The sequence below is a fragment of the Coprobacter tertius genome (genome assembly GCF_024330105.1).
GTDB classification, from domain to species: Bacteria; Bacteroidota; Bacteroidia; order Bacteroidales; family Coprobacteraceae; genus Coprobacter; species Coprobacter tertius.
Genome location: NZ_JANDHW010000012.1, coordinates 80649 through 96525 on the forward strand (window position 1 = coordinate 80649; position 15877 = coordinate 96525).

At 39.2% G+C, this 15877-nt stretch carries 15 protein-coding genes; all 15 read left to right on the forward strand.

All coding sequences use genetic code 11. From position 1 onward, the window contains the following. A complete protein-coding gene (locus tag NMU02_RS11330) occupies positions 1 to 1131 on the forward strand; it encodes an ATP-grasp domain-containing protein (protein WP_255028025.1) in 1131 nt (376 codons plus the stop codon). Between the two features lie 15 nt (positions 1132 to 1146). Next, positions 1147 to 2154, forward strand: a complete 1008-nt coding sequence (locus NMU02_RS11335; RefSeq protein ID WP_255028026.1) for an NAD-dependent epimerase/dehydratase family protein — start codon at positions 1147 to 1149, stop codon at positions 2152 to 2154. After that, positions 2144 to 3127 carry a glycosyltransferase gene (locus NMU02_RS11340; protein ID WP_255028027.1) on the forward strand — a complete coding sequence of 328 codons (984 nt, stop codon included), beginning with the start codon at positions 2144 to 2146 and terminating at the stop codon, positions 3125 to 3127. Before NMU02_RS11335 ends, NMU02_RS11340 begins: the two co-directional genes overlap by 11 nt. A gap of 385 nt (positions 3128 to 3512) precedes the next feature. After that, positions 3513 to 5039, forward strand: a complete 1527-nt coding sequence (locus NMU02_RS11345; protein ID WP_255028028.1) for a lipopolysaccharide biosynthesis protein — start codon at positions 3513 to 3515, stop codon at positions 5037 to 5039. Further along, positions 5036 to 6283, forward strand: a complete 1248-nt coding sequence (locus tag NMU02_RS11350; RefSeq protein ID WP_255028030.1) for a Coenzyme F420 hydrogenase/dehydrogenase, beta subunit C-terminal domain — start codon at positions 5036 to 5038, stop codon at positions 6281 to 6283. The genes NMU02_RS11345 and NMU02_RS11350 overlap by 4 nt, the downstream gene beginning before the upstream one ends. Next, on the forward strand, positions 6262 to 7395 hold the full coding sequence (locus tag NMU02_RS11355; protein ID WP_255028032.1) for a polysaccharide pyruvyl transferase family protein: 1134 nt from the start codon (positions 6262 to 6264) through the stop codon (positions 7393 to 7395). The genes NMU02_RS11350 and NMU02_RS11355 overlap by 22 nt, the downstream gene beginning before the upstream one ends. 170 nt (positions 7396 to 7565) lie before the next feature. Beyond that, the gene (locus tag NMU02_RS13750) at positions 7566 to 8546 is read left to right on the forward strand and encodes an EpsG family protein (protein ID WP_354003118.1); all 981 of its coding nucleotides are present in this window, start codon (positions 7566 to 7568) and stop codon (positions 8544 to 8546) included. Positions 8547 to 8548: 2 nt separating this feature from the next. After that, positions 8549 to 9424 carry a glycosyltransferase family 2 protein gene (locus tag NMU02_RS11360; protein WP_255028033.1) on the forward strand — a complete coding sequence of 292 codons (876 nt, stop codon included), beginning with the start codon at positions 8549 to 8551 and terminating at the stop codon, positions 9422 to 9424. Positions 9425 to 9438: 14 nt separating this feature from the next. Next, the gene (locus NMU02_RS11365) at positions 9439 to 10194 is read left to right on the forward strand and encodes a glycosyltransferase family 32 protein (protein ID WP_255028034.1); all 756 of its coding nucleotides are present in this window, start codon (positions 9439 to 9441) and stop codon (positions 10192 to 10194) included. Then, entirely contained in the window at positions 10191 to 11345 is a 1155-nt protein-coding gene (gene wecB, locus NMU02_RS11370) for a non-hydrolyzing UDP-N-acetylglucosamine 2-epimerase (RefSeq protein WP_255028035.1), read from the forward strand. Before NMU02_RS11365 ends, wecB begins: the two co-directional genes overlap by 4 nt. A gap of 13 nt (positions 11346 to 11358) precedes the next feature. After that, positions 11359 to 12501, forward strand: coding sequence for a glycosyltransferase family 4 protein (locus NMU02_RS11375; protein ID WP_255028036.1), 1143 nt, complete (start codon positions 11359 to 11361; stop codon positions 12499 to 12501). Continuing rightward, the gene (locus tag NMU02_RS11380; RefSeq protein WP_255028037.1) at positions 12491 to 13099 is read left to right on the forward strand and encodes a sugar transferase; all 609 of its coding nucleotides are present in this window, start codon (positions 12491 to 12493) and stop codon (positions 13097 to 13099) included. The genes NMU02_RS11375 and NMU02_RS11380 overlap by 11 nt, the downstream gene beginning before the upstream one ends. Positions 13100 to 13105: 6 nt before the next feature. Next, on the forward strand, positions 13106 to 14116 hold the full coding sequence (locus NMU02_RS11385) for a glycosyltransferase (protein ID WP_255028038.1): 1011 nt from the start codon (positions 13106 to 13108) through the stop codon (positions 14114 to 14116). 1 nt (position 14117) lies between these two features. Then, positions 14118 to 15083 carry an ATP-grasp domain-containing protein gene (locus tag NMU02_RS11390; RefSeq protein ID WP_255028039.1) on the forward strand — a complete coding sequence of 322 codons (966 nt, stop codon included), beginning with the start codon at positions 14118 to 14120 and terminating at the stop codon, positions 15081 to 15083. Further along, on the forward strand, positions 15073 to 15732 hold the full coding sequence (locus NMU02_RS11395; RefSeq protein ID WP_255028040.1) for an HAD family hydrolase: 660 nt from the start codon (positions 15073 to 15075) through the stop codon (positions 15730 to 15732). The genes NMU02_RS11390 and NMU02_RS11395 overlap by 11 nt, the downstream gene beginning before the upstream one ends. The last annotated feature ends 145 nt before the right edge of the window (positions 15733 to 15877 follow it).

The following is a 15877-nucleotide window of genomic DNA, read 5'->3' on the forward strand; positions in this document are numbered from 1 at the left end:
ATGAAAAAAATAGCCATATTAGGAGCCAGTAAGCCTCATTTACAGCTTTATACGAAAGCTCGGGAAATGGGAGTAGAGACGTATTGCTTTGCTTGGAAAGAGGGGGCATATTGTAAAGATTTTGCCGATCATTATTATGATATATCCATCACTGATAAGGAAGCGATTGCTCGTGTTTGTCGGGATGAACATATCGATGGTATTCTCTCTAATGCTCTTGAAATTGCGGTACCTACTATGGCGTATGTTTCAGAAAAATTGGGACTTAACGGCATTTCGTACGAAACTGCCTGCACGGCAAGGAATAAATATAAGATGCGTGAAAAAGTGAATCTTGCGAAAGCATCTTTACAACCTGCATATCGGCTATACAAAGAAGGGGAGAGTCCCGACCGGTTCCCGGTTATTGTAAAGCCAACCGACGGTTCGTGCAGTAACGGGGTGACGAAAGTAGAAGACGGGCCGTCGTTTGTTACGGCGATAGAACGGGCTTTGTCGGCGTCATCAAATAATGAAATATTAATAGAAGAATGTATCGAGGGACGTGAAATATCGGTAGAATCTCTTTCATTCCACGGCCGTCATTATGTGTTGATGATTACCGATAAAGAAACGACCGGAGCACCTTATTTTGTAGAAACAGCCCACCACCAGCCCACTGATCTCCCTGGTAATATTCAGCGGAGAGTCAGAGAGTCGGTCGTAAAAATATTGGATGCAATAGGAATAGAGAACGGTGCTTCGCATACCGAATTTAAAATAGACAGAAAGGGCAATGTATATTTTATTGAAATAGGAGCCCGGGGAGGAGGTGATTTTATCTCTTATGATCTGGTACTACTCAGCACGGGATATGATTATGTAAAAGGTATGATAGAGGTAGCGTTAAACGAATTTACCGAACCGAATATCGAATCCGGCAGTTATTCCGGTGTTTACTTTTTGGGGGAGGATGTCGGTTATGTTAAGGATTTTATCGAAAAAAACAGTCGAGAACCCTGGGTATATAGATATGAGATAGAGGAGGCTCCTCTTAAAAAATTAAAGAAGTCTCAGGACCGCACCGGTTATATCATATATCAATCGGACCATCGTATTCTGATTCCTGAGAAAAAGGGCATCGATAATTAAATCAACAGGTAAACGATGAATAAAAATATTGTAGTATTTGGAGCGACGGGTACCTTGGGTACTCATATTGCGGTACATTTCAAAAACTTGGGATACCGAGTTTATGCAGTAGGACACCGAAGTAACGATAACGGTTTTTTCGCCGATTATGATATCCCTTATTTTTCGGTCGATATTGCCGACGAAGCGCAATTCGAAAAGTTACCGCACGAAAATATTTATGCCGTTCTTCATTTTGCAGGAGCATTGCCGGCAAGTATGGAGGGGTATTCCCCTGCGCTTTATATCGATTCTATTGTAAAAGGGACGTTGAATGTTTTGGAATATACCCGGAAATGCGGGGCCGAAAAAATCGTTTTTCCGCAATCGTTATTCGACATCAGTTACTTATTCGGGACGAAAGAACCTATACCAGCCGATGCCGAGAGAAGAGCACCCATGTCGGGAGACCATGCTGTATATGTGATTGCCAAGATGGCTGCGGTCGATCTTATCGAACATTATTATCACAAGTACGGCATTAAACGTTTTATCCTGAGGTTGTCACGTATATATATGTTTCATCCCAATCCTTATACTTTTACCGACGGTGTAAAATGTCTGATTTCCGACCGCTACCTTATCGATCGGGCGATGAAAGGTGAAAAAATAGAAATTTGGGGAGATCCCGACCGTTTACTCGAAACTATTTGTGTAAAAGATTTTTTGCAAATTGTTCAAAAAAGCGTAGAGTCTTCCCTGGATGGCGGTATTTACAATGTCGGAAGCGGAGGCTCTACTCTGCGGCAACGTATATTCGATATTGTGGATGTATTTTCTCCGGACGATCGTAAATCGCCGATCGTTTACTGTCCCGAAAAGAAAAATTCACAGCAGTTTGTTCTGGATATAAGCAAGACGATGAGGGAATTGGGGTACCGTCCGCAGTATGACTGGAAAGCTTATTTGCTCGATTTCAAAAAAGAGATGGAAGAGCAGCCTTTTAAAAAATTATGGGGCACAACAGAAGATTATGAAAAATAAGAAGGAAACGGTTTCCGAAACGGCTCCGTTGGTCAGTATTCGTTGTCTGGCTTTTAACCACGAAAAATATATACGGCAGTGTCTCGACGGTTTTGTGATGCAGCGTACTACATTCCCGGTTGAAATTATCGTACATGACGATGCTTCTACCGATGGTACGGCCGCCATTATCCGAGAATATGCCGAAAGGTATCCGAACATAATTCCTCTACTGGAGACCGAGAATCAATATTCCAAAAAAGACGGTTCGCTGGGACGTATAATGAATGCCGCCGTTCACGGCAAATATGTCGCTTTATGCGAAGGAGACGATTATTGGACAGATCCGCTGAAGTTACAAAAGCAGGTCGATTTTCTGGAGTCACATCCCGATTATGCGCTGGTATATACCGACGTGAGATTTTATTACGAGGCTAAAAAAAAACTTTCCGATCCGGTGTTTCATTCCGGTATGATAAAGCGAACGACCGATTTTACCGAACATTTGGTGAATGCCGGTTTCTTGGCTCCCTGCACCTGGGTTTGCCGGCGGGAGGTTTTACCGCCTCCTACGACGGTTTACTGTGACGGTACTTTTCCGTGGATGCTCGATCTTTATCATAATTCGAAAATATATTATCTCGATGAGGCAACAGCGGTTTATCGTTTCCTCGAAGAGAGTGCGAGTCATTCCAAATCGTTGCAGAAACGATATGAATACGGAAGAGGAATTTTGAAAATACAATTCGATTATATAAAAAAATACGGGTTATCTGAAGACGTAAAACAAAGGGTGTTACGTAACCGATATGCCGTATTGTTACCCGATGCCGCAGCGATCGGTGATAGAGAATTCGTACGCGAGGCTCAGAAATTCTTAAAAAAATTACCTTTAAAAAAGTGGGAGCGTAAAGCTTTGGTTACGAGTGCATCGGGATTATGGGATAAGTATCGTTTTTTTATAGTGTCGTTATATAACCGGTTGGTAAAATAAAAACGGTGTTTTTACAATGGTTTTATACCGAAAATTTCTTAATGTACGACAAAAAGCAGGTTTAAAAAGGCATTTTTATTTTACGTTAAAATGTTTGTAAAAATGGATATCAAGCATTACTTTTGCGTTCGGATAAAATAAAGGTGTACCTATCGTGCGAACAAATATTTTTAAAAAACGTTTATTCCACTGATCGATCGGCTGTTGTGATAGTTGTGCAAATTAATGTATAATTGTCTTAACAGTTTTTTGTACATAATCGTTCCTTCGGTATATATGACACTGAGGACGGCGAAGCGTACCTATAGTTGTCGTACTTACTACTTAACCACTTTAAGAGAAATTTTTTTCTCTGATTTCTTCAATTTCAATTTAACGTTTTTCTTTGATACTGAACCAGCTAAAAGCAGGCGCTGTTTTATCGTATGTTTCTTTAGGTATAAACACCGTAATCGGGTTGTTATATACCCCATACATGTTGCGTATGATGGGTCAAAACGAATATGGATTATATTCGCTTGTGGCGTCCGTCGTGGCTTATTTGACTGTACTCGATTTGGGCTTCGGGAATGCGATTATCAGATACACGGCCAAATTCAGGGCCGAAGGGAAAAAGCGGGAACAATATGAAATGTTCGGTATGTTTTTGAGATTATATACTCTGATCGGAGTAGTTGCTTTCCTATGTGGGATGCTGCTATATTATAATATTGAAAATCTGTTTGGAAAAACGATGACAGCGGATGACTTGTCAAAGGTGAGGGTTATGTTGTTGCTCATGAGTTTTAATTTGGCGGTCACTTTCCCCTTAAGCATATTCGGTTCAATTATAACGGCCTATGAAGATTTCGTATTTCAGAAAACGGTCAATATCATCCGTATTATACTGAATCCGGTCGTCATGGTTATCATGCTTTATATAGGGTACAGGGCTATAGGGATGGTTGTTGTGACTACGATATTCAATGTTTTGACGTTACTGATAAATTGGTGGTATTGTAAACATAAGATACATATAAAAATATATCGGGGAAAATTTAAATGGGATTTTTTTCGTGAGATATCCGTTTATTCGTTTTGGATTTTTCTGAATGCGATTATGGACCGTATTTATTGGAGTACGGGGCAATTCGTGTTGGGAGTGTATCAGGGCGCGGCTGTGGTAGCCATTTATGCGGTTGCGATTCAGTTGCAAACGATATACATGAGTTTTTCAACGGCCATATCGAGTGTTTTTTTGCCAAAGGTAACCGGCATGGTTACCAAGGGACAAAGTGAAAAATCCATATCCGATTTATTTATTCGTACAGGTCGTATTCAGTATATCGTAATGGCTTATATTCTGACGGGATTTATTGTATTTGGGAAGGAGTTTATCGTATTTTGGGCAGGGGCAGACTATCAGTCCGCTTATTATATTACTTTGCTTTTCTTTATTCCGTTAACGGTTCCGTTGATACAAAATTTGGGAATAACTATTCTACAGGCCCGCAATCAAATGAAATTTCGATCTTTATTATACCTGGTTATAGCCGTTATGAGTTTGTCCTTGTCGATACCCTTATCAAAATATTACGGCGGCATCGGTTGTGCAGTCGGAACGTCTTTGGCATTGTTGGTGGGCCAGGTAATTGTGATGAATATTTATTATCATAAGAAGATTCACATCGATATATTAAGGTTTTGGAAGGAAGTAGGCAAAATGTCGTTAGTTCCGTTGCTTTTAGGTGTAATAAGTTATTGTGCGGTACAGTATGCTCCGATACAAAAAAGTCTGGGATTATTTATACTTTCAGTTTTTCTGTTTTCTTTAATTTATATCGTCTTATTCTGGCATATAAGTATGAATAACTATGAAAGGGATCTGATTAAGCAGCCGGTAAAAAAAATATTGAGCATCCTTATAAAATGATAAAGTTATCTGAAAAAAAGGATTGTTGCGGCTGTGAGGCCTGTGTTCAACGGTGTCCGAAGGAATGCATCGAGATGCGGTTGGATGAGGAGGGATTTTCTTATCCTCGAATAAATGAAAGACTGTGTATCGATTGCGGACTCTGCGAGAAGGTTTGCCCGGTTATAAATCGGAGTGAGAAGCGCCAACCGGTAAAAGTATACGCTTCTGAAAATAAAAATGAGACGGTACGGAAAGAAAGTTCCTCAGGCGGTATTTTTACGTTGCTTGCCGAACAGGTGATCGAAGAAGGAGGAGTAGTCTTCGGCGCCCGCTTTAATGAAAACTGGGAAGTCGTGCATAGCTATTGTGAGAGTAAAGAAGGATTGGCGCAGTTTAGGGGATCGAAATATGTGCAAAGTCGCATCGGCCGGGCATTTCTCGAAGCGGAAAGTTTTATAAAAGCGGGTAGGAAGGTTCTTTTTTCGGGCACCCCTTGCCAAATCGCGGGTTTACGGTTGTTCCTGAAAAAAGAATACGAAAATTTGCTTACGGTCGATTTTGTGTGTCATGGCGTTCCCAGCCCGGGAGTGTTTCAGAAATATTTGCGCGAAATCATCGCCCGTAAGGGCGGTCGAAAAAATTCAGTTTTCACTCACCCTAACCCCGCTCAAATGCGCGATATATCGCGCATTCACTTCAGAGACAAGTCGCTAGGCTGGAAAAAATTCAGTTTTTCTCTCACCCTCTCAACGCCTGCGGGCGTTGAGCAAAATACAGTTTTTCTCTCTGAGCCGTTAAACAAAAATATTTACCTGAAAGGATTCTTGTCTAATTTATACCTGAGGCCTTCTTGTCACGCCTGTCCGGTTCGGGATTTAAAAAGCGGGAGCGATATCACTTTGGGCGACTATTGGGGGATCACCCGTGTGCACCCTGCTTATCGAAACGACGATAAGGGTGTTTCTCTGGTACTTGTAAATACCGAAAAAGGTTTTTTATCTTATGAGAGAATTTCAGAAGAGACGACCTCTCTGGAATCCGATTTCAGGAAGGCGGTCGCTATAAATCCGAGTATTGCCAAAGATGTGGATATGCCATGTAAACGCAAAGATTTTTTTACAATGTATAAAGACCGTTCTTTTTCGTTGATAGATAGCGTATCGTTATTAACCCGGGAATCGAAAATCGTGAGATGGAGCAAATTTATAAGGAGGGTAAATAACAGAATGAAATTTGAAATATGCCGAAGAATAAAAAAATAGGGATTCTCACTTTTCAATCCGGGAATAATTATGGCGGTATTTTGCAGTGTTACGCGTTGCAAAACATAGTAAAATCGTTAGGATATGAGGTGGAAGTAATTAATTATATTCAGCCGGGTGTGCCAGCTTTCAAAAAAATAGCGCCTTTGATTAAGTCTTCAGCATCGGTGAGTGATTTTATATATAAAATGAGAGATTTATTTTCTGTATTTTTCTCGAGGGGCTATTCGGAAAGTGAATTGCAGACCGAAAGAAAAAAAGCAATACTGAAAGAGTTCGATCATTTTAGAAATACTTATTTAAACCTGAGTCCGGTAGTTACTCCCGAAACTATCGGAACGTATGCCCGACGATATGATGTTATAATAGTAGGTAGCGATCAGGTATGGACACCCTTATATGGCAATACCGTTTATTTTTTAGACTGGTTTCCCGAATTTCAGGGGAAGAGAATCAGTTATGCGGCTTGTTCGGCACACAGTAGTGTACGTAAATTCCGACGCAGAAAATTAAAAAGTTCGCTGGATAAATTTCAGGCCATTTCGGTTCGGGATCATACGACGGCTCGCTTGGTAGAAAATATAACGGGAAGTGTTCCCGAAATTGTTCAAGACCCGACACAGCTTTATGATTTTAGAGAATTTGTAAACCGAATCGAAAAGCCCTATATCTTAACCTATATTTTAGGAAGTGAAATAGACGGCGGCCATGAGTTGTCGATTCGGAAAATAAAAGATAAAACCGGAGACATGGAGGTAATCGCCATTGTAATACCCGGTTGTTTTTCGGATATTAAGTCCGTGGCCGATCAGGTTATATATGAGGCTTCACCCGAAGAATGGGTAAATCTTATTGCGAACGCCTCATTCGTTTATACCGATTCGTTTCATGGCGTCTTGTTCTCTTTAAAATTCAAGAAACCGTTTTTGGCTTATTATAAAGACGTGATCAGAGCCTCACGATTACTGGATCTGAAAGAAAGATACAGATTGAATAATATCGTACAAAATATTACCGAATATTCATTTGAAGATACACAATATCTCGATCCGGAATGCTGTAATAAGGAATCTTCAATGAATTTTTTGAAATCGAATCTTGATGAAAAATAGATTCCAGATAGTTATGATATTAATATCTTTTGTATTGTAATCGTAGAAAAGTTTTTTATAGATAGATGTTACCGCAGGAGTATATTAATCTGAATAACATTATAATGTTAATAATCTGTATTTTATGCAGTATTTATGTGTTACATTATAAGTCTAAGCGTAAGCTATTAATGGCTCCTATTTCAAATATTTTTACAGTATTATTGTGTATATATATTTTTTGTGTAATTATTTATTATCCCATCGTATTATATGGTGATAAATATAGATATGAACAATTATTCGATGCAATATCGATATATAATATACAATATTGGGAGAAGGATGTATTGTGGAATTATTTAGCGTTGTTTATTAAGTCGTTATATGATAATTCCCAGTTTTATTTTGCTATAATCGCTTTTATTTATATCTATGGGTATTATAAGTTTTCACACAAATATATTCCGCCCTCCTACAATTTTGTTTTTTTGCTTACTACATTCGGTTCGATGGGATTTATAAATTATGGAGTAAATACAATTCGTGCCGGATTTGCATTATCAATATTGTTTTTATCATTGGTTTACGAAAAAAAACTTTATAAGTTTTTATTGATTGCTTCCATATCGATTTTGTTTCATAAGTCGATGGTAATTCCTGTACTCTCTTTATACCTTACAAGATATTACAAAAATACAAATACTTATTTAATAATATGGTTATGTATTTTAACACTTTCGTATTTGGGTTTGTCCTCGTTTATAGAGAGTTTACAGGGAATATTTGAAAATGTAGATGAACGGGTTGCTTATTTAAGCCAAACGGAAAACGAATTATATGATAAAGCGGGTTTTAGGTTCGATTTCGTATTGTATTCTCTGATGCCAATCATATCGGGATATTATTACCTGTATAAAAAAAATTATGATAATCCTTTTTATCGTCACATTTATAATACGTATCTCGTAATCAATAGTTTTTGGCTAATAGTGATTCGAATACCTTTTACCGATAGGTTCGCATATTTAAGCTGGGTATTTTTTCCTTTCATTATATTATACCCGCTTCTAACGCAAAGACTTTTTAAACGTCAATATGTAAAAATAATATTAGCATCCTTTACGGTTTTATTTATAAATTTTATTCTAAGCGTAATAAATACTCAATAAAAATGATTACCGTATTTACCCCGGCATATAATCGGGCGTATACCCTGGGTAAATTGTACGAGAGTTTGTGCAAACAGACTTCGACCGATTTCGAATGGCTTATCGTCGATGATGGCAGCACCGATGATACCGAGAAGCTGATCGCATCGTTTATAAACGAGAATAAGGTGACGATAAGGTACATAAAACAGCCGAACGGCGGAAAACACAGGGCGATAAACCGTGGAGTAAAAGAGGCCTCCGGAGAATTGTTTTTTATTGTAGACAGTGATGACTGGCTGGCTTGTAACGCGATGGAACGTATTCAGTATCATTATGAAAATATAAAGGGCGATGCATCGTTTGCCGGTGTCTGCGGCTTACGGTCGTATGCTGATGGCCGGAGAATAGGAGGAGAGGTAGATTTTAAAATTCTCGATTGTAGCTCTTTGGATTTCAGAATGAAATACAAAATTAAAGGAGACATGGCGGAAGTTTTCAGAACCGAGATTCTGAGAAAATATCCTTTTCCCGAAATAGAAGGAGAATATTTTTGCCCCGAAGCATTGGTTTGTAACCGTATCGCACAAACTTATAAATTACGGTATTTCTACGAAAAAATATATTTATGTGAGTATTTACCGGATGGGCTCACGGCAAAAATTACGAAGTTACGCATGAGCAGTAGCTTTACTTCCATGCTGTATTATTCCGAATTATACGGTATGTCTATTCCGTTTTTACAAAAAATGAAAGCTGCCATTAATTATTGGAGGTTTGCTTTTTGCTCTCAAAAACCGTTCGTGAAAAAATTTTCGGCTATAAATAAAATCACGGTATTACTGGTACCTGCCGCATTTTTCCTCTACTTATCAGATAGATATAAAAATAAAATTTAAAGTTTATATATTCAATGATTCCCAAAATTATTCATTATTGTTGGTTCGGAAGGGGGCAAATGCCCTCGCTGGCTTTGAAATGTATAGATTCATGGAAAAGATACCTTTCCGAATACGAATTTCGTTTGTGGAACGAAGATACTTTCGATGTGAATAGCAATACGTATGTCAAAGAGGCCTACGATAGCAGAAAGTTCGCCTTTGTTACCGATTATGTAAGATTATATGCTTTGTATAAAGAGGGAGGTGTATATATGGATACCGATGTCGAGGTGTTGAAGGGATTAGATCCCTTTTTGCATTTAAAGGCATTTTCGGGATTTGAATGTAACGGTTTTGTGCCGACAGGATTAATGGCAAGTGAAAAAGGGGGCCTTTGGGTGAAAGAATTGCTGAGAGAGTATGATGGCCGCCATTTTATTCTTCCCGATAATACATTGGATATGACGACAAATACCGAGAGTATAACCCGATATATGAAGGGAAAGGGTTTAAAACTAAATAATAACTTTCAGGATATCGATGGTTTGGTAACATTTTATCCCAGTGAATATTTTTGCCCTTTTACGCCGGAAACCGGAAAACTGAATCTGACCGAAAACACCTATTGTATTCATCATTTTGCCAATTCGTGGGCACCAGAGAATTATCGGAGATTATCGAAAATCAAAAAACGAGTGATGAAAGTAATCCCTCCTTCAGTGGTTAATGGAATGATAAAAGTGCTGGGATTAAGAAAGTTGAAAAGTTATCAGATGAGTAAAAAATGAAGAAAAAAATAATGTTGGTTTTCGGGACGCGCCCCGAAGCCATTAAGATGGCGCCTTTGGTAAAAGAATTTCAGAAAGAACCCGATATTTTCGAAACGATTGTTTGTGTTACCGGCCAGCATCGTGAAATGCTCGATCAGGTGCTGCGGATATTTGATATTGTACCCGAATACGATCTCGATATAATGAAAAAGGGGCAAGACTTGTACGATGTAACTTCAGCGGTATTACTTGGGATGAGGGATGTTTTGATAAAAACAAATCCCGATATCGTTTTGGTACATGGCGACACGACAACCAGCGCAGCGGCGGCAATGGCGGCTTTTTACCGCCAGATTCCGGTAGGGCATGTAGAGGCCGGACTTCGTACTCATAATATATACAGCCCGTGGCCGGAAGAGATGAACCGGCTGTTGACAGGACGTATCGCCACGTACCATTTTTCGCCTACACCCTTAAGTAAAAATAATCTTATTGTTGAAGGCATACCCGACAAGCAGATTATCGTAACCGGTAATACGGTTATCGATGCATTATATAGGGTGGTAGAGAGAATAAAAAATGACGGTGATCTTACTTTTGATCTCGACAGGCGGTTATTGAGTGCCGGTTACGATACCGCTCGTTTAACCGGCGATAGACGATTGGTGTTGATAACCGGTCACAGAAGAGAGAATTTCGGGGATGGTTTCGAAAATATATGTCATGCTTTAAAAACTTTAGTAGAACAAAATCCCGATGTAGATTTTGTTTATCCTATGCATCTGAATCCGAATGTACGAAAGCCTATTTATGAGATATTCGGACAAAACTACTCACCGAATCTGTTTTTTATAGAACCTCTCGAATATTTGAGCTTTGTATATTTAATGGAGAAAAGCTATCTGATACTCACCGATAGCGGCGGTATTCAGGAAGAAGCTCCCGGCTTGGGAAAACCGGTATTGGTAATGAGGGATACTACCGAAAGGCCGGAAGCTGTCGATGCGGGAACAGTGAGACTGGTAGGAACCGGGTACGGGAAAATCGTGCGGGAAGTGAACGTTTTGCTGAACGATGATCGGGTTTATGACAAAATGAGTAATGCCGTAAATCCGTATGGCGACGGAAAAGCTTCTCGCAGAATCGTAGAATTCTTATCTGAACGATAGAACGATAAAAAATATGGGTCGTAAAGTCATTCGGATATCGACTGTACCGGTATCTCTGAAGAATTTACTCAAAGGGCAGTTAAAAATGCTGTCCCGCTATTATGAAGTTATCGCGATTTCTTCTCCGGGGCAAGATTTGGACGATGTAAGCTTGCGGGAAGGAGTCCGGGTGATTCCTGTACCGATAGAAAGGCGTATATCGTTGGTAAAGGACTTCATCTCGTTATTTAAGTTGATAGCTGTATTTCGTAAAGAACGTCCCTGGATGGTACATTCTCTGACCCCTAAAGCCGGATTGCTCTCGATGTTGGCGGCAAAAATAACCCGGGTACCGGTGCGAATGCATACTTTTACCGGATTGGTTTTTCCTACTGCCGGGGGGATGTTAAAGCCGCTTTTAATCCTGATGGACCGGATAACCTGTTATTGTGCTACGCATATAAATCCCGAAGGGGAAGGGGTAAAACGAGACCTGCTTTCTTATAAGATTACGAGAAAACCGTTGCATGTTATCGCGCAGGGTAATATAAACGGAATAGATATGGATTATTATTCTCGTACTGATGAGGTTATCCGTAAAGCCGGAATGTTGAAAGAAGAAAATACATTTACTTTTTGTTTTATAGGCCGCATTGTCGGGGATAAAGGCATAAATGAACTGGTCGGTTCTTTCGACCGGCTTTATAAAGAAAATAACCGGATCCGGCTATTTTTGGTAGGGCCTTTCGAAGACCATCTCGATCCTGTACTTCCCGAAATAAAAGAGATGATTTCGCATCATGCCGGAATTGTATTTACCGGATGGAAAGAGGATGTCAGACCCTATCTGGCCGCTTCAGATGCATTTGTTTTTCCGAGTTATCGGGAAGGTTTTCCGAATGTAGTCATGCAGGCCGGGGCGATGGGGCTCCCTTCGATCGTAACCGATATAAACGGAAGCAATGAAATTATTATCGATGGGAAAAACGGTGTGATTATTCCATCTAAAAACGCGAATGCCTTATATGAAGCGATGAAATCTTTTGCGGAATCTGCCGACGAGCTTCTCCGCATGTCTCTAAATTCCCGGGAAATGATCGCCGGGCGCTATGATCGCGATATCGTGTGGAAAGCCATATTAGAAGAATATCGGAAAATAGAAAATCATGTATCGTAATTTTCTGAAAAGGGGTATCGATTTTATACTCGTATTTTGTGTACTGGCGGTTCTTTGGCCGGTACTGTTGCTTATTACTTTTTGGTTAAGTTACGCCAATAAGGGAGCCGGAGCCTTTTTCTTGCAGGAAAGACCGGGCAAAAACGGGAAGATATTTAAAGTGATTAAATTTAAAACGATGACCGATGAGCGGGATGCTCAAGGAAATTTACTTCCTGATGAGCGGCGTATAACTAAAGTGGGCCGTCTCGTGAGGTCTTTATCTGTCGATGAGTTACCGCAGTTGATTAATGTTTTGAAAGGAGATATGGCATTGATCGGCCCTCGTCCGTTGCTGGTCGCATATCTCCCTTTATATAATCGTGAACAAGCTCGTCGTCATCAAGTGAGACCGGGCATTACAGGGTGGGCACAAGTAAATGGAAGAAATGCGATTTCGTGGAAACAGAAGTTCGAATACGATGTCTGGTATGTCGATCATTGTTCTTTTTTGCTCGATTTGAAGATTGTATTTCTAACGATAAAAAAAGTATTCAACAGAGAAGGGATAAATACGGAAAGCGGCGGCGCAATGGAATTTTTTAATGGAGAAAATTAATCGGTTATGGAAAAATTATTGAGCGTTATAGTTCCTTTATTTAACGGTGAAAAATATATCGGGAAATGTTTGGAGTCGTTAATCCATCAGAATATAGAGCCGGAGAAATATGAAATACTCGTTATTAATGACGGATCGACGGATAACGGGGTAAAAATAGCAGAAAATTATTCGAAGGAATATTCTCAAATTAAAGTTATTACTCAGAAAAATGGAGGGTTATCTTCTGCGAGAAATACAGGAATAAGAAATTCTTCGGGACGGTATCTCTGTTTTGTCGATTCAGATGATTTCATAGTCGAAAATACATTAAAAAGTATATTGCAAATAGCGATAGATAATTATTTTGAGATTTTGACTTATGGTATTGTCGGGGGCCAGGAAGATGAATTTACCAATAAAAAATATTGCCGTAACTTTTCGGAGATAGAAGCTGCTCAATCGGGTATCCGGTACATTGCCGACCATAATTATAATAATGGAGCTTGGTACTATCTTATCTCAAAAGACTTTATTATAAAACATAATTTATATTTCGAAGAGGGCCGTTATTGTGAAGACGGTATGTTTACGACAAAAGCTTTTTTATTGGCGGAAAGAATGTCGGCGGTTCATGCCGATGTATATTGTTATGTAAGGCATGCCGGAACGATAACTACCAGTAAGAATATGACTCATTTGTTGAAAGTTATCGATGATTTTATTTACGCGATACATTATTTGACTTCTCTTATTGAAGAACATAAAAATAAAATGTCGGTAGCTTGTTATGAAAGATGCATCAGCCGCCGGAATAGTTATCTATTCTTTCTTTTCATCAGAATGTATAAAAGCAATTTGCCCAACGCCCGGATAAAAGAGATCATCGGTAGTTTATCGGCGGAAGGATTATATCCCTTCGGGAGGATGCTGAAAAAAGATTATAAAAACAAGAAGTTTTCGATTCTTTGGTATATCATGAATCATAGAGGTTTATATCTACTCCTGTGTCGATTTAATTCGATTTTAAAAAAATAAAATGCTTGAGAATATTATTATTACTTCTGCCGGTAAACGGGTGAGTTTGGTGCGCCAGTTCCAGAACACATTAAAAAATAATTTTCCCGAAGCAAAAGTATTTACCACCGATGTGAATCCCCGTATGGCGCCTGCAGGGATTGTTTCCGATCGATGTTTTACGGTGCCCCGGGTAACCGATGGCAATTATATCGATACGTTACTCGATATCTGTCTGAAAAATTCGGTAGGGATGATTATTCCTACAATTGATACCGAATTGCAGATTTTATCGGAGAATAAGGAACGGTTCGACGAGTACGGTATATGTACCGTTGTGTCTGATAAAAACTTTATCGGTATATGCCGGGATAAACGGAATACGGTAAAATTTTTTGAAGATCACGATATTCGCGTACCGGCTGAGATCGATAAGCATAATCCGGTATTTCCCCTTTTCGCCAAACCTTATGATGGCTCGTTGAGCAAAGATCTTTATCTGATCGAGAAACCGGAAGAGTTGACGCCCGATATCCTGAATCATCCGAAATTGATGTTTATGGAGTACATCGACAAAAAAGAATACAAGGAATTTACGGTAGATATGTATTATGGGAAAGACCACCGGGTGAAATCGATCGTTCCCAGAGAACGTATCGAAATTCGTGCGGGAGAAATAAATAAAGGTTATACCCGTAAAAATTTTTTGGTGGGGTTTTTAAAAGAACGTATGGAATATTTACCGGGAGTTATCGGATGTATATGTATTCAGTTATTTTATCGGGAGTCGGACAACGATGTGGTGGGTATAGAAATAAATCCCCGTTTCGGAGGCGGATATCCCTTATCGTATTATGCGAAAGCAAACTACCCAGAAAGCCTTATACAGGAATATTTTTTGAATCGGGCGATTTCTTATTCGGATACATGGTCGGATAATACCCTGATGTTACGATATGATTCGGAGGTGATCGTTTATGAAAAATAAGATTGTTGTTTTCGATCTGGATGATACCTTATATAAAGAAATAGATTTTGTAAAATCCGCATTTAAGGAGATTGCCCGGTGGATAGAAAACAGATATGATAAGACCGATATTTATCGTTTTATGTTGGCTTCTTACATACAGGGATTGAATGTGTTTGCGAGCCTGAATGAAACGTATAGGTTGGACGTGCCGATCGACCTTTATTTAAAAAAATACCGGGAACATAAGCCGGATATCCGGTTATCGGAAGAGGTGGAAAATTTATTGGCAGCCATGTTGCGGACAGGAATTACAATGGGGATGATAACCGATGGGAGAAGTTCGACTCAAACCAATAAAATAAAAGCGTTAGGACTGGATCGATTTATTTGTGAGGAAAATTGTATTATTTCAGAATCTTTCGGGCATTCTAAGCCCTCTCCAGAGGCATATCTATATTTTCAACGAAAATATGGAGATAAAGAATATTATTATGTAGGTGATAACATAGGGAAAGATTTTATTAGTCCGAATCGCTTGGGGTGGAGTACAGTGTGTTTGTTGGATGACGGACGTAATATTCACAAACAGTTTTCGGCCGAGGGCGAAATGAGAGCAAAATATGAAATTAAATCGTTTGACGAGTTAAAAACTGTCATCGGTGTATGAAATAAAGGATAAATCTTGTTTTTGTATATTCTGGGATTTATTTAAGAGAGTTGTAGATTATTCTTACTGATAAATAGTATTTTAAATGTCATGAAACAGCGTATTTATCTATCTCTTGCACACATGGGCGGACGAGAGCAAGACT